The sequence below is a fragment of the Pirellulales bacterium genome (genome assembly GCA_035546535.1).
Taxonomy (GTDB): Bacteria; Planctomycetota; Planctomycetia; order Pirellulales; family JACPPG01; genus JACPPG01.
Genome location: DASZWQ010000066.1, coordinates 66002 through 86410, shown reverse-complemented (window position 1 = coordinate 86410; position 20409 = coordinate 66002). Strand labels below are relative to the sequence as shown.

Sequence of the window (20409 nt, the reverse complement as noted above, 5' to 3'; positions counted from 1 at the left end):
ACCAGCGGCCCCCCGATACGCGATGGCACCGCCTTAGGCTTCCAGCTTGCGAAACGCTCGAAAGCCCATGACCAGCGGTGCCGCGGTGACTACGATTCCTAGAATTAAACCGCCGCAAACGCCGGCGATTAACCAGTTCCACTGCCGCTGTGGGTCAAGCTGCAGCGCCTGGTTCCCCCCTTGCCGGGCCAGCAAGTAGAAATGGCTGGGGACCGTGGTAATCACGACCAGCGCCACGATATACGCCGCGCTAAGTACCAGATTCAACGTGCCGCCGAAGCCGGCGGCGATGCGGGCCGGCGAATCCTCGCGCAGGTTCGGCATCTTAGCGCCTAAACCCACGGCAATGCCCGACAGCCCCGAGCACAAGAGCATGCACGCCAGCATGTGGACCCAAATCACGACTTGCGACACGCCGAGCATGAGATCGCTGAGGACGATCAAGGTCATGCAAGGCACGAGCGACCCCAGCGCGGCAAACAGGAACTTGCTCCATAGGATCATATCCCGGCGCACCGGCAGACGCCCCAGGATCCAGAACCGGCGCCCTTCCAGGCTGATCATCGGAAAGATGAAACGCGTGGTAAATGTCGACAGAATCAACCCGACCACGGCCAGGTTGAGGAAGCTGATGATGTTCACCCAGGTGACGTAGTTGACATCGTAGCTCAGGCGTCGCGTGTTCAGGAAATAGAGCGCGAGCAGGCCGAAGAAAATCAGAAACTGCGACCATTGCACAGGATCGCGGCGAAACAGCCGCAAATCTTTGATCATCAGCAATCGCAAGCGCGTGCCGAACGGCTCGAAAAACATACTGAAGATGCGATCGATCCACGCCTGCCGGCATTTGCGGCGAACTGAATGCTCGGCACACAAAGCGCTGTAGCCGGCGCGGTACACCTTTCCCGCCATCCACACGGCGATCTGGTGAAGCACCAGGGCGTTAGAAATCATCACCGCCAGAAACATGACGCTTTCGGTAAGCGCGGCGCGCGCAGCGGCGTCGTGCCAGCCGCTGCGGGCTGCTTCCAGCAAGCCCGAGCTGAGCCACCAGCTCGGCAGCAGCCGATTCTCGCTGGTGCGCAACCGCGACAGCATTTCCAGAAACCAATCCGGCGTTAACAGCTCATGGCTTTGCGCGCCCACGAAGGACCAGGCCACCGCCGCGCCGAAGGCCAACGCCAACACGGCCGACAGCACCAGGACGTGAACGCGATTCGTAGGCAGGAAGCGCACCACCAGCATGCACGCGATGGCGCCGATCGCCCCTGGAATACAGACGAAGGAACCCATGAAGGGCAATAGCAGCAGGTAGTAATGCCACGGCGCGTGGACCACGAAGCCATAGGCCACGAGCATCGGGCTGCCCAGCAGCAAAAACCCCCAGCTACTGAACAGCATCCCTTGCAGAAACTTGTGCAAGAAGACGCGTTGTGGCCGGACCGGGGTCGTCAGGAGGAAAGTGGCTTCGTCCGAGCGGTACATGCCGCTGTACATGATGATGCCCGTGGAAATGATGAGCATGATCGTCAACGAAGCGAAAAAGACGCTATACACGGCCCGCACGGTCTCGTCGTGCGTGGAAGACTCGTGAATTGCGTCGTCGAGAAACTGGAAGCCCAAGGCGAAGAGGACGAACAGTCCCGCCCAGAGAAAGATCGTCAGGATCGCGGCCAGCGAAGCTCGGAGCCGCGACACCGCCAGCGCCTGGCGAATGGCGTTGCGCAACAGAGTGCGCCGCAGCCGCGAAAAGACGTCGGCCTCGGCGGCCACGTCCGGTAGCTTCGTCCGCGGGGCCACGCCGGCGACCGGCGGCACGGCGGCATCCCACGAATTGTCGGCCGCCTCACTCATGGGCCTTTCTCGCCGTATCGCGCAGGGGTCGATGCGTCGGCGCCGGCGTCGCCTGCCGTCAACTGCAGGAAGAGTTGTTCAAGCGATGAGCGGCCCTGCGCCGACGTCGCGCGCAGCTCGTCCAGCGTGCCGAGGCAGCGCAAACGCCCACGGTCGACGATGCCGATCCGGTCGGCCAGCTCCTCGGCCAACGACAGCGAATGGGTCGACATGAACACGGTCGTCCCCGCCGCGGCGCGGGCCCGCAGCAGATCCTTCACCAGCCGGATCGTGCGCGGGTCGAGCCCGACCGTGGGCTCGTCGAGAACCAGCACCTCGGGATCGTGCAACAGCGCCGCGGCGAGCGCCACGCGCTGCTTCATGCCGTGCGAATAGCTCTCGCATAAATCGTCAACGAAGTCCGCCAGCTCGAAGCGGGCGATCTCGCGGGCGATCCGCTCGCTGCCCGATCGTTCGTCCAAACCGTACATGCCGGCAATGAACTGCAGGAATTCACGGCCGGTGAGCTTCTCATACAGATAGGGCTCGTCGGGAATGTAACCGACACGGCTGTTGGCCTCGCGCGATTCGCTGACCACGTCGAACCCGCATACGCGCACCGTTCCGGTGCTGGGGCGCAAGAGGCCCACGAGCATCTTGATCGACGTTGTCTTGCCCGCCCCGTTGGGGCCCAGAAAGGCGAAGATCTCCCCGGTGGCGATGACCAGGTCCAACTCGGCCACGGCCAGTTTCCGTCCGTAGCTGCGGCTCACCTTGCAGAATTCGATCATGGCGCGCCCTCGGGTGCTGCCTGCGCTCCGGGTGCGGTATTCGTCGAAGGCTCGGCGTCGTCGGCCGGAGGGGCATCCGCCGCAGAGGCGTCTTTGGGTACGTCTTCCACAGGCGATTCGTCCATTGCCGCCGGCGGGACGCGCAGTGGTTCCGACGTGTCCGGCAGCAAATTCCACGCTGCCGGCTCGTCAGGATGGACACGCACGAAGGTCATGCGCGAGGAGAGCAGATGGATTTCCTGCTTCACGACCTCGCCCTCGTAATCTACCCACATCTGGGCGCGAGCCCCCTGATCACTCGACAGGCCGCGGCCGGGGTCTCCGCGATAGACCACCAGCAGGGCCGGCACGATGCGATCGTGCCACAGGATCGGATCCTTGCGCTCCACCGTGGCGTGCAAGACCTCGACGGGAGAATTCGGCGGACGAAATGGACTGAAGATCGGCACGGTCCAGGTCTGTCCCACCCGCAAACCCGGCAGCCGCGTTTGCGGCGACAGGACGTCGCCGATCAGCGCGTCGGCCGGCAAATTAATTTCCGTATGGTATTCCAACTCGCCCGCGCGAATCGCGACCTGCATCAGGTCGCCGACGATCTTGCCGCGCATGACGACGTTGAACTCCACGCCCGACATGAACGAACGACGGCCACTACCCTGCTCGGGCGGACCGATCTTGGTAACCGACGAAAAGTTGAGCGGGCGGTTCAAAGGGTCGATGTCGATGATCGTTTCTGATTCGACCGCGATGATCGCCTCGCCGTCGCGGCGCGAGGTGTCCAGTACTTTGACGAAGGCGGTTAGCCACGCCGGAGTCAGTTCCGATAGCGGCAACTCCTGCAAGCTGACGCGGCAGCGCAACTGGCTGATGCCGTCGGCGAGGTGTTCGGTCGTGGTGACCGCGCCCCCCAGGCTCCGACCGTTCAGCAAGATTTCCCAGGCTACCGATTGATCTTCCGGATCAGCCGCGAGGATCGTGCCATAGGTGGGAGGATCGCCGACGATTAACGGCGGCAGCAGCTTTTCCTTGACCAGCCAGCCCGACGTGGCCAGCCAGAAGGCGAAGATAGCGATGGTGTAACCGCGATTGAACACGAGCTTTACGACCCCAGCACCGCGCCCTGGCCTCCTGACGGCTCTGTGTATTGTACCAAAAGCCAGCAGCGCTGGTTGCATTTCCGCTTGCGCGGGGCCGGGCTTTCTGGGACCGGTCCTTGCCGGGGCTTTGCAACCCGGTGCCAAAGGATGGGGATCGGCCGTGGAAAACGGCCTTGCCAGAATTCGACGGTCCCCAGATCATGGTCCCGCGCCGGGAAAGAATCCGCGCGCCTAGCGCCGGCAATCGCCCTCCGGCTTTTACCCACTCTGAGGCTCCGCGATGTCCAATTGCAACTCGGCCATGGTGAGCAATATGAGGCCTTGGATCGTGACGGGTTGTCTACTGGGGGCACTGGCCGGCTGCCAACGGTCGGGGACAAAAACCGCGGACGCCGACGCCGATGCCGATGCCGGCGCACCGGTCGCCGCCGCGGCGATCGACATCGGCAGTGCGCTGCGATCGGACGCCAACCCTGTGGTCGTGCTCCACACTTCACAGGGGCCGATCAAGTTGCGTTTGAACGCCGACAAAGCTCCGCTTACGGTCGACAACTTTCTGGCCCAAGTCGAAAGCGGTTTCTATCAGCAGACCATCTTCCACGAGGTGACACCCGGCTTCACGATCTTGGCTGGCGGCGTCCGCCCAGACTTGAGCGAAAAGCGCGGGCGCTACAGTTTGCGGAACGAAGCCCAGAACGGCCTCTCGAATCGGCGCGGCACGATCGCCATGGCGCGATCGGCGGACGTGATCGATAGCGACACGGCACAGTTCTTCATCAACGTGGCCGACAATCCCTCGCTCGATTACCAGGGGGACACGCCGGAGCAATGCGGCTATTGCGTGTTCGGCGAAGTGATCGAAGGCATGGAGGTCGTTGATCGCATCGCGAACGAAGCGACGCGCAGCGTCGGAAATTTCACGCGACTGCCCGAAAAGACGGTGCTGATCGAATCGGCGAACAAGGTTCGCTAGACGCTGCTTCAACAACCTTTCGCATGCTCAGGACCGCACGCGAGCGTGGCCCCCATCACGCCGGCTCACGGGCGATTCGGGTTCAGATCGAGCGCCTTGGCCTGAATCTGGCGAATGTTGTTCCAGGACTCTTCCCACCGCGGACGCAAGAGCTGGATCAATCCGTCGGTGGTATAGGCGCGGCCTGTCGGCTTGTTGAAATCGCGGCCCGAAGAAGAATTCATCAGCATCTTCCCCATCTCGTTCCCGCCCGGCGCCGTGGTCAGATACTCGAAGAGCTTGTATCCATCAGGCGTGTGTACCGAGCGCCACAGAATGCTCTTACCGGTGGGCATGCGAATCAGCCGATCCAGGCGATCATAGCCCTGCGGGAAGTGCGACACCTGGCGCGCGAACTTTCGTCCGTCCTTGGTGCGCAGCTCGCGCACCAACGGGTCCGAGTCGTCGAGCACGCGGTCGATGATCTCCTGCTGATGCGGTACCTTCCATCCTTGCCGCTGTAGCAAGTCGAGCACGGCACGGACTTGGGAGCGCGAAATGATCTCGCCGGGCAATTGACGCGCTTGCTGCGAAAAATAACCTTCGACCGTGGCCTCGACCTGGTCGAAACTGGGGAGAATTTTTCGCGGCGCCCCGCTTGCCGGCACAGCCGCGAAGACCGGCGCGAGCACCGCCATGACGAGTAGCAAACAAGCACGCTGGTGGTGGATCATGACGCTGTCCATTCGTGTCAAACGGGGTCTGTTCGCGGGGGCGCGCATCGCCCCACGGGCTGCCAAGGAAAGCATAGCTCGCGCGCAGGGGGCGGAATTACCGCCCTACTGTTCATCGACGTTTCTGCTGTTCGCCGCTCGGTTTGCGTGCTAATTTGGCCGCAGCCCACTCCCGTCGATTAACCCATGGTCGCTCGCTAGCGATCGGTTGCTAGCAAGAGCACTTCGGGGGTAACAACCGAGGCTTTTTCATGCCCGTCCTGGTCCACGCAATCGACCATCCCGAGCTACCCCCTTTTGTGATGCCGGACCGCTTTCGGCACGAGGTGGCGTATTTCATGGACGCGCGCACCGATCCGGACCGGCCGGGAGCCGCGGCCGGCGAGTATTGGCTCGACCTGGCGCAGGCGCAAAGGTGGTATGACGATGGGGCAATTCGGCTCGTGTCGCCGCTGGATAGCCAAAATCAGACCGAAGTCGAGCTTTCGGAAGAACAGGAAAGCTGGTTGGCATGGGTCTTGGAGAATCGCATCTCCCATATCCGCCTGGCTTAGCTGCCGTGCCTCACGATCATCCAGCCGGCCCGCCGAATGCTACAGATTGCGCGAACCCCGGCTACGCCCGGCAAGTCTCTAGATTACTTTCCTGACCGTAACCCGAACGGCCGGTATAGAAAAAAATCGAAGTTTGCGGTGGCGGAAATGTAAGCTCGTTTTCCGTTGAAACCACGGCTGCATCGGGTACGATACGGAGGTCCAAGAATGGGCGCGGGCCTGAGGTAGAAGGAGATACCAAAATGGCGAAAAGCGTTTACTTCGTCCAAGAATGTCCGACGTGTGGGCGTGCTTTGCACGTGCGCGTCGAATACTTGGGCAAGCGGCTGGTATGCCAGCACTGTGGCGGCGCGCTGATCGCGTCCGACCCGGAGGGCTCGCCAAGCCATGCAAGCCGCTTGCTCGAGCGGGCCGACGCCTTATTGCAATCCATGCCGCGCCGCACCCCCGGCTGCGCCTGAGTTCTCCACTCGTTCGTGTTGAGAGCTCGTTAGCACGCGCTGTAGCGTGCCCCTCCGCATTTTTCTTGCCCTTTCGTCGACCGATTCCTGCAGAACTGCGCGCCTTGCACCGGTTCTCTCATTCGGCGTCCGCCTCGGGTTCGCTGTCTTCGGCCTCGTCAGCCCGTGACCAGGGCAAATAGCTCCTGAGCCATTCTTTTTGTTCGTCGATCCAGGCATCGATCTCGGAGTTGTCATATTTGCGCAGTACTTGCCACAGGCTGCCGTAATCGTCGGTCCACACGACCGGTTGCACAGCATCCGGAATGAGCGTCGTGAACTGCGACACGGGCAGGCTGCCGAGGAACTCTTCATTGCTCGTCACTAGCGCCCAAGTGGACGAATAGATTCCCGTATTCCGGTCTTCGTTCGTCTCGCAAAGCCGGGCGTCCTTATGCGACGCTTCGGCCATGGCCAGGACGAGCGGATCCAAGTCGACGTTGCGATTCGACGTGTTCACGACCAGGATTCCGTCCGGTTTAAGATGCTTCCAGTACATTTCCACGCACTCGGTTGTGATCAGGTGCATGGGGATGGCGTCGCTGCTGAAGGCGTCCATCACGAGCACGTCGAAGTTCTGCGGCCCGTTCTCGGCCAGTTCCTTTTCCAGTGTCAGCCGGGCATCGCCCTGCTCGACGGTCCAATGGGCCTGCGTTTCGTCGAGGAAGTAGAAGTACTCCTGGGCAATGCGAATGACGTCGGGGTTGATGTCGTAGAAACGAATCGTGTCGCCTGCCTGCGCCAGTGCCGCGACGGTGCCGGCGCCCAATCCGATCACGCCGATGCGCAAGTTCCGATTCGCCGGGTCGGTTGCCAATCGACGTGGATGTTGCTCGATGGCCAGCCCGACGCCGGCGGTCCGTGCGTAATACGTCGTCGGCCAGACCCGCATGTCCCCTTCGAGCAATTGCATGCCGTGCAAGATGGTGCCGTGCTGCAGCTTTCGAACGGGGGACTCGGTGAATGGATCGTACGCGTCGCGCACCCGGACTACGCCATAGAAATTACGCGTTGCGACGAGCACGCCCTTGCGATACTCGCGCACGTGAATGACCAAGGTCGTGATCAAGGCACAGAAGGCCAAGAGCAGCACCGCCGCCAGCACCGTCGGTCGGTTGCGCACATACAGCACGTTTTCTTCGCGAACCATGGCCGCCAGCACCAAGGCGGGGCAAACCACCAGCGCCACATGGAACTCCCACAAACCGTCGAAAATGGCCGGGGCCACCAGGGCCACGAAGACCCCGCCCAGCGCTCCGCCGCTGGCCACGCACAAATAGAAGAGCGTCAAATCGCGCGCCGGCGGCCGGGCGCGTACTAACTCGCCGTGGCACGACATCGCGCAGGCAAACAACGCAGCGCTATACGTGCCGATCTGCGCGACCAACGGAGCCGAGACGCCGATAAACAGCATGATGGCCGTCGCCGCGATCGTGATGATCAGTAGCGGCACAAAGAAGCGCCGGTCGTACCAGCGTGGACTATCGAAACAAATGATGAACGACACCAGATACAAAGTCAGCGGCAGGATCCACAGGAAGGGTACAACCGCCACTTCCTGGCAAATCTGGTTCGTCGTGGCCATCAGCATGCCGGACGCCCCGGCGGCCAGCCCCAGCCAGAGCGCCATTAAACCCCAACTCGTCGGATGCTCGAATTCGTGATGGCCGTTGGAGCTACTCGCTCCCACCGTTCGCGGTGGGGCGGCCACTTCCGTGGATGGGCTCGCAGCGTGGCGACGTTGGCTGCGCAGTAACTGGTAGCCGCACAGGGCGCAAAAAACGGCAAACGCCGCGTAGCCCCATGACCAGTAGTGCGTCTGGTCGCCCAGTTTCAGACGCGGCTCGACCACGAAGGGATAGCTGAGCAACGCCAACAGCGAGCCGACGTTCGAGAGCGCATACAGTCGATAAGGCGAACCGACGTGCGTTTTGGCGAACCAGGCCTGCAGCAGCGGCCCCGTCGCCGAAATCAGGAAATACGGCGCGCCGATCGTAAAGGTCAGTAGTGCCAGGATCTGCCAGGTCGGCGATGATTCGACCGCCGCGCGATACGCGGGATCGGCCACGATCGGCAGAAACCACAGCGATGCTCCCAACAGCGAGATGTGCAGCAGGGCTTGGGCCCGGGGCGCGATCCACGCCGTGATTGCATGGGCGTACAAATACCCACCCAAAAGCAACATCTGAAAGAACAGCAGGCAGGTGGTCCACACGGCCGGCGTGCCGCCGAACCAGGGAAGAATCTGCTTGCCCAGGATCGGCTGCACCAGGAACAGCAGGAACGCGCTCCAAAAAATCGTCAGGGCGTACCAGATCATTGGCAAGCTGGGGATAGAGTCGTTACGGAGTGTCCGGAGATCTCCCCGCCCGGTTGCACCGGTTGCGCGCGGGAGTGATAGCGAAGTATAGCGGACAACTGACGGACAGGGGCGGCGGCAAATCGCGTCCGCTATTCGCTACAGCTATCTCAAACGGCCCAGATCGCGGAAGAATCCCGGATACGTCTTCGCCGTGCAGCCCGGATCGCGAATGATGACGCCGGGAACGCGCAAACCCACGAGCGCCATGCTCATGGCCATGCGATGATCGTCGTACGTGTCGATCGTGGCTGCGTGCGGTGGCGCCGGGTCGATACGCAATCCATCGGGCCGCTCGTCGACCGTCGCGCCGAACTTGCGCAGTTCGGTGGCCAGCGCCGCGATGCGGTCGGTCTCCTTATGCCGGATATGGGCCACGCCCGAGATCGTCGTTGGCCCCTCGGCAAAAAGCGCGACCGCGCCGAGCGTTTGCACGGTATCGCTGATCGGGTTCATGTCGATGTCGATCCCGCGGAGCTCGCCGGCTGCTTGCACCGTGATTCCGCGCGGCGAGTCGCTGACCCGACAGCCCATCCGCCCCAAGACATCGACGAAGGCCACGTCTCCTTGCAGGCTGGCGCGCGTGAGCCCCTCGACCGTGACCTGCCCGCCGGCGATCGCTGCGGCGGCCCAGAAGTAGCTGGCGGCCGAAGCATCAGGCTCGATCGCATAATCCAAACCGCGGTACGGCCTGGCATTGGGAATGACGAATCGCGTCAGGTCGCCCGGATCAACGGTAACGCCGAACGAATGCATGACGCCGAGCGTCATGTGGACGTACGGCTGCGACACGAGCGTGCCGTCGACGACGATCTCGACCGGCTTGGTCGCGTATGGCGCGGCCATCAAGAGGCCGCTCAAGAACTGGCTGGAGATGTCGCCGCGAATGTTTGTCCGACCGCCCGGCAAGCCGTGTGCTTGCAGGACGACCGGCGGGCAGCCATTCGCGGCCTCGCTCGCAACTTCCGCGCCCAGTTGACGGAGCGCTGCTAGTAAGTCCTCGATCGGTCGCTCGCGCATCCGCGGCGTGCCGTCGAGGCAAAACGTGCCCTGGCCAAGCGTCAGTAGTGCCGTCAGAAAGCGAACCGTGGTGCCGCTATTGGCCACGTACAGGTCGCCGGACGCCGCGGGGATGCGACCGCCGCAGCCATGAACTTGCAGAGTTTGTCGCGTGGCGTCGGCCGTGATCCGAATGCCCAGCTTGTCGAGCGCCGCAACCATCACGCGGGTGTCTTCGCTGTCGAGGCAGCCGGTCAGCGTCGATTCACCCTCGGCGAGCGCGGCGCAAACGAGCGCGCGATTGGTGATGCTCTTCGAGCCGGGCGGACGGATGGTGGCGGCAAGCGGACCGGCAGGGCGGACTTCGATCGTCTGCGGAGAAGGTTCCACGTGACTTAATGCCCTGCGATCTTCCACAAATGGCCGTCGGTGCGCACGTAGATGGCGCCGCCGTCAATGATCGGCGAGCCAAAAATCGGTTCGCCAAAATCGCCGCGGGCAACGATCTCGCCCGACGTATCTCCCAGCTTCACGACCTGGGCGGCACCTTCCTGATTGAAAATATACAGATAGTCGCCGGCGATCACGGGCGTGGCCCAGAATTGTCCTTTCAAGCGCAGCTTCCACTTGGTTTCGCCGGTCGTGGCGTCGCCGCAGAGCAGAACGCCCGCGCCGTTGATCGTGTAAACCCGGCCCCGATCGACGACCGGGCTGGCATTGCCAGGCGCGAGCGCATTGGTGGTCCAGGCGACTTCGGCGGCCTTGCCTTCGGGCTGGTAACGCAGGGCCGTGAGCCCGCCCGAGGGGACGTAGATCGTATCGCCTTCAGCGACGGGTGAGGGGATCGTCGAGCACGCCACCTCATAGCTCCACACCTGTTCGCCGCTGCGGGGATCGTGCGCGGTGAAGCGCGTGGGAGATTGCAGCAACACCAGGTCCTCGGCCCGGGTCTTTCCGCGCCACACGGCGGGGGAGGTCCAATTCATTTCGGCCGGCCGCGGAATGCGCCAGCGCGATGCGCCGGTTTCGGCATCCAGTCCGGCGGCGAAGGAATCTCCCTTGTTCTCGACCTGCACGACGACGGTATCGCCGAGCACGATGGGCGACGCCGACATGCCAACGTCGTTGGCGGCCGTGGGAAAATCGTGCGTCAGCCCGCGGTACCAGAGCAGATTGCCCGCCAGATCGAGGCAGGCCAGATCGTTCGAGGAAAAGAAGGCGTAAATGCGCTTGCCATCGCTGGCCGGCGTATTGGCCGCGACCGAACTGGTGGGATGACACATAGTACGGCCGGTGGCCCAGAACTGCCGCTCCCAATCCTTGGCGCCGGTCTCGGCGTCGATGCACACGACGTGCAGCCGATCCTGGTTGAAGCCGCTGGCGGCGGTGACGATCAGCTTGCCGCCGACCAGAATCGGGCTGGAAACGCCGCGCCCCGGTAGTGCCGTCTTCCAGGCGACGTTGCGCTCGACGCCCGCTTCGTCCTTGGCCAAATCCACAGGCGCCGCGGTCGTGGCGACCGATCGATTGTCCGAGCCGCGAAAGTGCAGCCAATCGGCCCCCGCGGTCAACGTCACGCACACCAGCGGTAGTACTGTTTGAATCGTGTTGCGAATCATCGATCGCTCCTGCGCAGGTCCCGGGCCACGCGGTCTTGCGACAAGATGGCGGTGCCCGATGCGTCGCACACACGCAACTGGAAATTCCAATCTTGCGCCCAGCTTTCCTTTTGGTGGTTTTGCAGCACCTTCACGAGAATGATGTTCCGACCGGCCTTCATCTTTCCCTTGCCGATGTACTGGTCCATTTGCTCGCCGGCGTGATAGACGTTGTTTCGCGTGAGTAGCTCGCCGTTGAGCCAGATCTTGTTGGCGTTGGTCGAGGTGAGGCGGATTTCCACGTCCGTCGGCTTTTCGGCCATGAACTCAGCCGCCGCGTAGCCCGTCGTCGCGTTGGCCTTCTCGAGTGCCTTGTTCAAGTCGACTTTGCCGTACGGATCTTCGCTGGTGTAATCGATCCACTTCACCTTGCCCGACTTCCCGTCGTACTCGGCTTTGTAGTCGACGCCGACTTCGGGCGGATAGAGAACGTCGAACCCTTTTTCGTCGGTGTTATCGAAGGGGCCGATGAGCTTCCACTTAACGAGATAGCCAAAGTGGCGCGTCAGATCGACCTTATCGCCATACCCTTCCAGCTTTTTGACGATCTGCTGCACCTGGTCGAGGTCGCGTGCCCAGGTCAGGGCCTTTTTGTACTCCCCGTGCGCGATCGGATTTTTCTCTGTTTCGTATTGTTCGGCTTCGGCAATCACGCGGGCCACGGCATCGCGGCGGAATTCCAGCCCCGGATCGTTGAGCATAGAGGGAATTAGCCGGTCGGCCGCCGTCGTATCGGCGCGGCACAGCCAATCGAACGCCAGGCGTCGGGCACGCGGCGAGTGCTTCGTGTCGAGCGTGAAGACTTCCAGATCGTTTTTCGGCAGCTTGCCGCCATTGCGTAACTGGCGTTCGGCGATCGCATCGACCGACGCCCGCAGCCAATTGGCGGCCAGCGGGTTGGCATCGTCGAGAGCCCAGAGAATCGTCCAGATCGCGGTCACATCCGCCTGCGAAAGCTGCTTCCAAGCCTGCTGGGCCTGGGCCGTGCCCGCCCCCTCGCTCCCCACCGCCTTGATCGTGGCGATCTGCTGAGTCCACTTCTGTTGGTCCTTGGCGGCTACATCGGCCGCGACGGACATCGTGCTCAGAATCGCAACCCAGACGAGAACCGCGGCGAGCGCTAAGCGGGTCATGGCGGAAACCTGGCGGGTGGGAATTGGGCTGGCCGTTACCGCTGCGGGAAGCCTCCGTGCGGCCGACGCATTCTAGTCAGTCGTCACGAGTTGGGAAGCTGAACCCGTGACTTGATAGCTCGTGGCATCCGTTCCGATACGGGCCCAGGAAGCGGCCAGTTCGGGATGATTTGATCCCATTGCGACCCGCTCAGGCCGAGTCCGGACACCCCTGCCAATCTGGCAGCGGCCTACGGCCGAGACGCCCGCCCGCCTGCCGGATTAGGTCGTGAGGATTGGCCTTCAAATCACTGATGTCCTCGATAAGCCTTTTCTATTTAGTCCTTTACAGCGAAGCGAGCGTTCTTGGCCCGGCAATTGCGTTTCCAGCGGTCGACTGCGCTACGGATACGCACAATTGGCAGCCCTGGATTACCCACCCCGTAAACGGGCAGCCGTTTGAGTTGCCATACTTCCCAGACTTCCCGTTCGAGAAATATCGGAGGCGAACAAGCGATGTCGACAGTGGCCAAGAACAAGAAGACCCCGAGCAAAATCAAGTTGCAACCGCTGGGCGACCGCGTGGTGGTCGAGCGCGAAGAGTCGGAAGAGCGGACCGCCGGGGGCATCGTTCTGCCCGATTCCGCCAAGGACAAGCCGGCCCGCGGCACGATCGTGGCCATCGGTGACGGCAAGCTGTTGGACGACGGCACCCGCGGCAAGTTGCAGGTCAAGGTGGGCGACCGCGTCCTGTTCAGCTCGTACGCTGGCGACGAGTTCAAGGTCGGCGATCAAGAGCTGCTGTTGATGCGCGAAGACGACATCTTGGCGGTCATCGAGTAAGGCCCACCTCCGATCTGGATTTTCGGCGCGCCGAGCGTCATGGGTCGGGCGAGCGCCTGATCCGCAGGCAAAACAAATTCACACAAGCGGCCCTATCCGCGTGGCCGGCTTTTCAAATCGCTTAGGAGATTTCGACTGATGGCAAAGACCATTGCATTCGACCAGGAAGCCCGCGAGGCCATTCGCCGCGGCGTTTCGAAGCTGGCCCGGGCCGTTAAGGTCACACTGGGTCCGAAGGGCCGCAACGTGATCTTGCAGAAGAGTTTTGGCTCGCCCACCGTCACCAAGGACGGTGTGACCGTGGCCAAGGAGATCGACCTGGAAGACGTCTACGAGAACATGGGCGCCCGCATGGTGCGCGAAGTCGCCTCGAAGACGAGCGACGTCGCGGGGGACGGCACCACGACCGCGACGCTCTTGGCGGAAGCCATCTTCAACGAAGGCCTGAAGGCCGTCGTGGCCGGCGTCAACCCGCTGCAAATGAAGCAAGGGATCGACAAGGCGGTCGAGGACATCACCGACAAGCTGAAGAAGATGTCGATCTCGATCAAGAGCAAGAAAGAAATGGCTCAGGTCGGAACCGTCGCCAGCAACAACGACACCGAGATCGGTGAGCTGTTGGCCGAAGCGATGGAAAAGGTCGGCAAGGACGGCGTCATCACGGTCGACGAAGGTAAGAGCCTGAAGACCGAGGTCGAATGGGTCGAGGGCATGCAGTTCGACCGCGGCTACCTGTCGCCGTACTTCATCACCGATTCGACGAAGATGGAATGCGTCCTGGAAGACGCCTACATCCTGGTCTACGAAAAGAAGATCGCCAACGTCAAGGAAATGGTCCCCGTGCTGGAAGCGGTGGTCAACGCCGGCCGGCCGCTGTTGATCGTATCCGAAGACGTCGAGGGCGAGGCGCTCGCCACGCTCGTGATCAACAAGCTGCGCGGCACGTTCAAGTGCGCGGCCGTCAAGGCGCCCGGCTACGGCGATCGCCGCAAGGCCATGCTCGAGGACATTGCCATCCTCACCGGCGGTACCGCGGTGTTCGAGAGCCTGGGCATCAAACTCGACAACATGCAGCTCGCTGACTTGGGCCGTGCGAAGAAGATCGTCATCGACAAGGACAACACGACGATCATCGAAGGCGCCGGCAAAAGCTCCGAGATCAAGGCGCGCATCGACCAGATTCGCCGCGAAATCGAGAACTCGACGAGCGACTACGATCGCGAGAAGCTCGAAGAACGGCTGGCCAAGCTGGCCGGCGGCGTGGCCAAGGTCAACGTCGGCGCCGCGACCGAAAGCGAAATGAAGGAGAAGAAGGCCCGCGTCGAAGACGCTCTGCACGCCACGCGTGCCGCGGTCGAAGAGGGCATCCTGCCGGGCGGCGGGGTCGCGATCTTGCGGGCCGCCAGTTCGGTGAAACTGGAAGGGCTCTCGCACGATCAAGAGGTGGGTTACAACATCATCCTGCGTGCGGCCCGTGCCCCGCTGACCACGATCGCCTCGAACGCCGGCCAGGACGGCGGCATTGTCTGCGAACGCGTGCTCGAGGCCAAGGGCAACAACGGGTACAACGCAGCGACCGACACCTACGAAGACCTGGTGAAGGCCGGCATCATCGACCCGACCAAAGTCACGCGTACCGCGCTGCAGAACGCTTCGAGCGTGGCGACGTTGCTGTTGACCAGCGACGCTCTGATCGCCGAGAAGCCGAAGGACAGCAAGAAGGGGGGCGGCCACGGCGGCGATCACGACATGTACTAGTCGAGGTCGCGAGAGGGGGCCACGGGTGGCTCGTCCACCAGTGCTGTCTGCCCGAAGTCATCAACCTCGCCGGTTCCCATCTCGGGAGCCGGCGGGGTTTTTTGTTGTGCGTCGCGAATGGGAATGCATCCGCAGTGTTCATGCCTTCGGGTGCCGCTCGGGCGGCATGAACACTGTGGATGGCTTTCGCTGTTGTCTGCCGGGATTCCTGAATGCTTCGTTCGGCGCTTCAGTCTAGAACAGCGGTGGCCGGCCCAACTCGCGACGCACGACGGTCCATTGGCCGACGTGCATCAGCCAGTGCAGGCTGCCCATGCCCGCGAACATCGCGCCCAGGGTCGGCGTCCAGCCTTCACTAGGCTTGTCGAGATCGGCGGCACTGCACTTGTCGAGCGCCGCGACGATGGCCTTTCGCAGCTCGGCGTGAACGCGCATTAATTCTTCCTTCTTGCAGAAAGCCGCCGGATCGTCTGACTTGGCGTTGTCGGCCGAATACTTCTCGGCAAAGCCGGCCGGCAGCGGCGGCACCGAGCCGGGCAGCTCTTTGCTCATCCGCTGATGCTCGCCATTCAGACAATGCCCGACTTGCCAGTTGATGTGATTGCAGCCAGGGGCCGGGCGGCGGAGCAAATCAGCATCGCTCAGATCGGCCAGCATCTGCGAAACAACGTGCGTCGCCGAATCGAGCGAAAACTTGATGACATCATGAGCGTTCATGGTTCATTGATCCTTGCCTGATATTGCGCCTGATATTGCATTTGACGGCGCTGTCGAAGTGTCAAATTCCCGGCCCCTTATGCTTTCTGCACACGCGGCTGACCATCCTCGACCACGAACGAGGCCAGTGTTTCCACCGGCGCGCCCTTGCGCGTGACGTACTCCACCACCTGGTAATCCGTGCGCCACTGGCGCGGCGTCACCGTGCAGCGGACGTAACCGCGCTGGGCGTTGTACAGCTTCACCGCAGGGTTTTCCTTGAGAATCGTTTCCGTGTTGCGCGGCGTGCGCAGCCCGTCGCCGGACGAAGATATCGAGGTGCCGACGAACTCCACGCCGACGTTCTTTGCGTCCTGCTTGTTGTAATCCGTGGTGATGTCGCAGGCCCAATTCGTATGAATGTCACCGGTCAGGACCACCGGGTTCGCGGGTTTTCGCTCGGCCAGGAAATTGAGCAGCCGGCGGCGATCCGCCTCGTAGCCCGCCCATTTATCCATGTCGAGCACTTCGACGTCCCCCGCGGCGTAATCGATGCGCGTGACCATGACCTGCTGGGCCAGAACGTTCCATTTGGCGTGCGAAGAGCCCAAGCCATCGAGCAACCATTTGCGCTGCGCATCGCCCAGGATCGCGGCTTTTTCATCGTACACGCTGGCGTCCGGTTTCTTGTGTCCATCGCCACACGGCTGATCGGTGCGGTACTGCCGCGTGTCGAGCACGTAGAAATTCGCCAACCGTCCGAAGGGGAGCTTGCGGTACAGCGGCATGTCGGGGCCGTGCGGCAGTGCGCTACGCCTTAGCGGCATGTTTTCGTAGTACGCCTGGTAGGCCAGCGCCCGGCGCTTGAGGAAATCAGCCTGCGAGACCTTCAAGTCTTCGGGGTAAGGGCCGGCATAGTTGTTTTCGACTTCGTGATCGTCCCAGGTCACGATCCACGGTGCGGCGGCGTGCATCGCCAGCAGCGCCGGATCGCCGCGATACTGGGCGTAACGGTTGCGATAATCGTCCAGCGTTTCAATCTTGCCGCCGACGTGCTTGCGCACGCGATCGTCGCGCGCCGCGCCCTCATAGATATAATCGCCCAGGTGCAGCACCAGGTCGAGATCGTCCTTGAGCATATGCTCATAGGCCGTGTAATAGCCGGTCTCGAAATGCTGGCACGAGGCGAAGGCAAACTTCAGTGGCGGCGCCGCGGCATCGGCCGGCGGCATGGTGCGCGTGCGCCCCTTGGGACTCGTTTCGCTGCCCACCTTGAACTGATACCAGTACCAGCGCCCCGGCTCGAGCCCATCAACCTCGACGTGTACGGTGTGGCCCCAGTCGGGCGTGGCCGTCGTCTTTCCTTGCCGCACCACTTTGCTGAATGGTTCGTCGGCGGCCACTTGCCAATCGACCTCGACCGGCTCGGCAGGCATGCCGCCCCCCTCTAGCGGCTTGGGGGCCAGACGCGTCCATAGCACCAGGCCATCGGGCGACGGATCACCCGAGGCGACGCCGAGCTTGAAGGGATAATCGGAGAAGGCGACGTTGCGGCGCACGGCGCCTTCGGCCCGCGAAGCCCACACGGCCGCGGCGGCCAGCGAACCGGTGGTGGCGAGGAATGATCGCCGGCTGTACGAGCGGCCGGGACCAGACGGATAGAGCGACGGATAGCGAGGATCAGACACGGGTGACTCCCTGGTGCTAAGCACGAAGCGTGGAAGGGCAAGCGGTGCGACCAGCGCGCGTACGTCGGCGTGGGCCGTTCCGCGCGACTGGATGAACGCGCACATTGTCTAGCGCGCTGCGGAGGGTGTCAAAGAGGTTACGACAGGCATCGGCCGTGAAGCGCGGCACGGAGAATACGTGTCCGAGGGCACTGGTAGACGAGCCACCAGGGACACCCAAGAGGCCGTGCGGGCTGAATCGAACTGATGGCGATTACGAATCCGACGGCGCCGCCGGGCCGGGCGCGGGCGCTTGCTGTGGCGGTTGGGCGCTGGGCGGGCCGAAGACGTCTTGCGAAGCCGACTCCGGCTTGTCCAGCCGTACCATCATCCAGTTCTGCGTTTTCTCGTCGCCGAAATGCACCAGCACGGGCGTCTCTTCCTTGGTGAGGTTGAAGATGCCCGTCTCCAGCACCGTGTTCTTCTTGTCGCCGACGGTCCACGCGGCACGCTGCGTCTTCTGATCGACGGCGCCTTGAATCGGCAGGGCCACGTCGTCGGAGGTGTTGTAGTACATGCCGGCAAGGTTTCCTTGCTTGCTCACGGCCAACTGCATCATCATCGCAGGATGGTCATCGTCCGCACGACTTGAGACGGCAAAGACGCCCAAGGGCATCCAATCGCCCTGCTGGGCATCCTCGCTCACGGGCGTCTGCGCGATTTGCTGGGCCTGGTCGTAGTAGGCCTCGGGGGTGCCGGCGTACTGACCATTGACGTACACCGAATCGTCCTGATAAGCGACGTTGCCGCCGGCGCCGTAGCCGTAGTACATCGGCGTGCCCCAGCTACCGAGCAGGAAGCCCGTCAGAGCGCCCACGCCGAGCCCGCCCCACCAATAGCCGGGCCCCCAGCCATGCCAGTAATTCCAACCGTGATTCCACGCGCCGCCGTGGTTACCCCACCAGCCGCCGCCGTACCAGTTGTTGTGATTGCCGTACCAGTTGTTGTGGTTGTTCTGGATGTTGTTGCGGATGTTCTGCGCGTGTTGCTGTTGCTGCGGCGTGACATTGCCGGGGTTGCGGTTCCCGGGATTGCGATTTCCTGGATTGCGATTGCCCGCGCCACCCTGATTCGGTCCCTTTCCACCACCGGCGATTCCACCACCGCCCGGTCCCTTCCCACCACCACCCGGACCTTTGCCGCCAGCGCCGGGACCTTTGCCGCCAGCGCCGGGACCTGCGCCTCCGCCCCCTGGTCCTTTTCCGCCACCACCAGGGCCGAGGCCGCCACCGCTCGGACCTTTACCTGCTCCACCGCCGAAACCTCCGGGCACGCGTCCCCCGCCACCAAAATTACCACCGGCAAAGTTCCCTCCGCCGGATTGTTGCATGCCCAGGAAATTTCCCAGCTGGCCCGCCGAAGGACGGTTGAAATTGCCGGCGGCGAATTCTCCGCCGCGTCCACCGTAAGCGGCGCCGGTTGCGCCGCTGAAGCTGCGTCCGGCATATCCGCCCGTGCCGTGCGCGCCAGGATTGAACGACGAGCTGCGGCTCATCGACGGCGAATGCTCGCCGATGCCGCCCACCCCGCCGAAATTACGCGTACCCGCGCCGCCGGCGCCATAGGTACGGCCAGCGCTGCTGAAATTGCCGGCGCCTCCGCTAAAGCTGCGCCCGCCTCCGAAGTTGCCGCCCCCTCCGCCGAAACTGCGCCCCCCTCCTCCGCCACCGCCGAAGCTGCGACCTCCGCCGCCGCCTCCGAAGCTGCGCCCGCCGCCTCCGCCGCGCGCCAGCAACTCGGCCGGCTGCGCCGCCAACATCAAGAATGCCATCAGAGAGATTGCCAGCCTGCTCATATCAAGGTCCCCCTCGGGCTTGCGCTCGTGCGGTGTTAGTCGTTGGTTTGGCGAACGATCGTGATCGGGTCGACGTTGGGCAAGAGCTCGCCGTCGACTTGTCGGCTGATCGATTCGAAGGTGAAGCTGTCGTCGTCGATTTTCTTGATGATTTGCACAGCCGTGGCTTTGCTGCCGTCGGCCAGCGTATTGGTCGCACGAATGCGCCAGTGATCTTCTTCCTTGGTCCACGCACCTTCGCCGAAGGTGCCGTCACTGTCGAAAACCCACGAACGAATACGCTTGTTGGCCGCGTCCCAGGCGATGATCTGCGTGCCAGACATCAGCGGCTGTCCCTCGATCGCGATCGTGAACGATCGCGTGATGAAAGCGCCGTCCAGCGCCCAGTTGCACACGGTTTCGACCGATGCCCCGTCCGATTTGTCGGCCCACCGGCCGATCATCCAGCTGAGCTCTTCGAGCGGGCTCGAATCGTCCGCCTCGGGCTCGGGCAGGAGAGTCTCGCGAACACTGTCCAATTGCCACTTTCCGTCCTTCTTCACGTGAATGGCGACGTAAGTGCTTACTTCCGGGCCGGACTTCTTGGTAATGATCGTAGCGGTGCCTTCCTCGATCGCGACGTTATCGTCGAGCAGCCGGATCGAATCGACCGTGACGCTTAGCTTCGGCTTGAGACCCAGCGAGAATCGGTCGGCGAGCGCCTTGGCGATCGCTTCACGACCAACCTCGCGCTCGCCGGTGATGGGATCGATGTAGGCGCCGGTCTCGGAAAAGTGATTCGCCACCGCGGCGGCGTCACCCTTGTTGAAAGCGTCCGTGTACGATTCGATCGCCTTGCGAATGGCGGCTTCGTCAGGCGACGGTTTCGCGTCGTCGGCGGCAACGGCCCACGACGGCGGTACCCACGACGCCCACGCAAAGATGGCCAGGCACAAGAGATTTCGAATCATGGCAACGCGTCTCCCACGGATTTCCTGTCGCGCTTGAATTGCCGCCGGCTC

General features: G+C 62.7%; 17 protein-coding genes. 5 read left to right on the top strand and 12 right to left on the bottom strand.

Translation table 11 applies throughout. From position 1 onward, the window contains the following. Nucleotides 1-33: 33 nt before the first annotated feature. The 3 genes from VHD36_09160 to VHD36_09150 are packed head-to-tail and all read right to left on the bottom strand — an operon-like array spanning nucleotide 34 to nucleotide 3718. Nucleotides 34-1854, bottom strand: coding sequence for a hypothetical protein (locus VHD36_09160; protein HVU87480.1), 1821 nt, complete (start codon nucleotides 1852-1854; stop codon nucleotides 34-36). Beyond that, on the bottom strand, nucleotides 1851-2624 hold the full coding sequence (locus tag VHD36_09155) for an ABC transporter ATP-binding protein (protein ID HVU87479.1): 774 nt from the start codon (nucleotides 2622-2624) through the stop codon (nucleotides 1851-1853). The genes VHD36_09160 and VHD36_09155 overlap by 4 nt, the downstream gene beginning before the upstream one ends. Next, on the bottom strand, nucleotides 2621-3718 hold the full coding sequence (locus VHD36_09150; GenBank protein ID HVU87478.1) for a hypothetical protein: 1098 nt from the start codon (nucleotides 3716-3718) through the stop codon (nucleotides 2621-2623). The genes VHD36_09155 and VHD36_09150 overlap by 4 nt, the downstream gene beginning before the upstream one ends. A gap of 283 nt (nucleotides 3719-4001) precedes the next feature. Between VHD36_09150 and VHD36_09145 the strand changes: the two genes are divergently transcribed. Continuing rightward, a complete protein-coding gene (locus tag VHD36_09145; protein HVU87477.1) occupies nucleotides 4002-4694 on the top strand; it encodes a peptidylprolyl isomerase in 693 nt (230 codons plus the stop codon). Nucleotides 4695-4759: 65 nt separating this feature from the next. Here the strand turns inward: VHD36_09145 and VHD36_09140 are convergent, their stop codons facing one another. Then, complete coding sequence (locus VHD36_09140; protein ID HVU87476.1) at nucleotides 4760-5407, bottom strand: hypothetical protein; 648 nt, start codon at nucleotides 5405-5407, stop codon at nucleotides 4760-4762. 251 nt (nucleotides 5408-5658) lie between these two features. Between VHD36_09140 and VHD36_09135 the strand changes: the two genes are divergently transcribed. Beyond that, nucleotides 5659-5961, top strand: a complete 303-nt coding sequence (locus VHD36_09135) for a hypothetical protein (GenBank protein HVU87475.1) — start codon at nucleotides 5659-5661, stop codon at nucleotides 5959-5961. Between the two features lie 242 nt (nucleotides 5962-6203). Next, the gene (locus VHD36_09130; protein ID HVU87474.1) at nucleotides 6204-6422 is read left to right on the top strand and encodes a hypothetical protein; all 219 of its coding nucleotides are present in this window, start codon (nucleotides 6204-6206) and stop codon (nucleotides 6420-6422) included. Between the two features lie 118 nt (nucleotides 6423-6540). On the opposite strand, the gene VHD36_09125 is transcribed toward VHD36_09130, so the two are convergent. The 4 genes from VHD36_09125 to VHD36_09110 all read right to left on the bottom strand — a co-directional run bounded on the left by VHD36_09125 (nucleotide 6541) and on the right by VHD36_09110 (nucleotide 12610). Continuing rightward, nucleotides 6541-8781, bottom strand: a complete 2241-nt coding sequence (locus VHD36_09125) for a fused MFS/spermidine synthase (GenBank protein HVU87473.1) — start codon at nucleotides 8779-8781, stop codon at nucleotides 6541-6543. Between the two features lie 144 nt (nucleotides 8782-8925). Beyond that, nucleotides 8926-10209 (bottom strand): 3-phosphoshikimate 1-carboxyvinyltransferase, encoded by a 1284-nt coding sequence (gene aroA / locus VHD36_09120; GenBank protein HVU87472.1) that lies wholly within the window; start codon nucleotides 10207-10209, stop codon nucleotides 8926-8928. Between the two features lie 5 nt (nucleotides 10210-10214). Continuing rightward, a complete protein-coding gene (locus VHD36_09115; protein HVU87471.1) occupies nucleotides 10215-11438 on the bottom strand; it encodes a PQQ-binding-like beta-propeller repeat protein in 1224 nt (407 codons plus the stop codon). After that, entirely contained in the window at nucleotides 11435-12610 is a 1176-nt protein-coding gene (locus VHD36_09110; protein ID HVU87470.1) for a hypothetical protein, read from the bottom strand. The genes VHD36_09115 and VHD36_09110 overlap by 4 nt, the downstream gene beginning before the upstream one ends. A gap of 495 nt (nucleotides 12611-13105) precedes the next feature. On the opposite strand from VHD36_09110, the gene groES reads away from it, so the two are divergent. Continuing rightward, nucleotides 13106-13432 (top strand): co-chaperone GroES, encoded by a 327-nt coding sequence (groES, locus tag VHD36_09105; protein HVU87469.1) that lies wholly within the window; start codon nucleotides 13106-13108, stop codon nucleotides 13430-13432. A gap of 138 nt (nucleotides 13433-13570) precedes the next feature. Next, entirely contained in the window at nucleotides 13571-15190 is a 1620-nt protein-coding gene (groL, locus tag VHD36_09100) for a chaperonin GroEL (GenBank protein HVU87468.1), read from the top strand. A gap of 234 nt (nucleotides 15191-15424) precedes the next feature. Here groL and VHD36_09095 read toward each other — a convergent pair whose 3' ends face one another. From VHD36_09095 to VHD36_09080, 4 genes are all read right to left on the bottom strand, one after another. Beyond that, entirely contained in the window at nucleotides 15425-15907 is a 483-nt protein-coding gene (locus tag VHD36_09095; protein ID HVU87467.1) for a DinB family protein, read from the bottom strand. Nucleotides 15908-15984: 77 nt separating this feature from the next. After that, nucleotides 15985-17574, bottom strand: coding sequence for an alkaline phosphatase D family protein (locus VHD36_09090; protein HVU87466.1), 1590 nt, complete (start codon nucleotides 17572-17574; stop codon nucleotides 15985-15987). 253 nt (nucleotides 17575-17827) lie between these two features. Continuing rightward, complete coding sequence (locus VHD36_09085) at nucleotides 17828-19408, bottom strand: hypothetical protein (GenBank protein HVU87465.1); 1581 nt, start codon at nucleotides 19406-19408, stop codon at nucleotides 17828-17830. A 35-nt stretch (nucleotides 19409-19443) separates the two neighbouring features. Continuing rightward, nucleotides 19444-20358 carry an SgcJ/EcaC family oxidoreductase gene (locus VHD36_09080; protein HVU87464.1) on the bottom strand — a complete coding sequence of 305 codons (915 nt, stop codon included), beginning with the start codon at nucleotides 20356-20358 and terminating at the stop codon, nucleotides 19444-19446. Nucleotides 20359-20409: the final 51 nt, after the last annotated feature.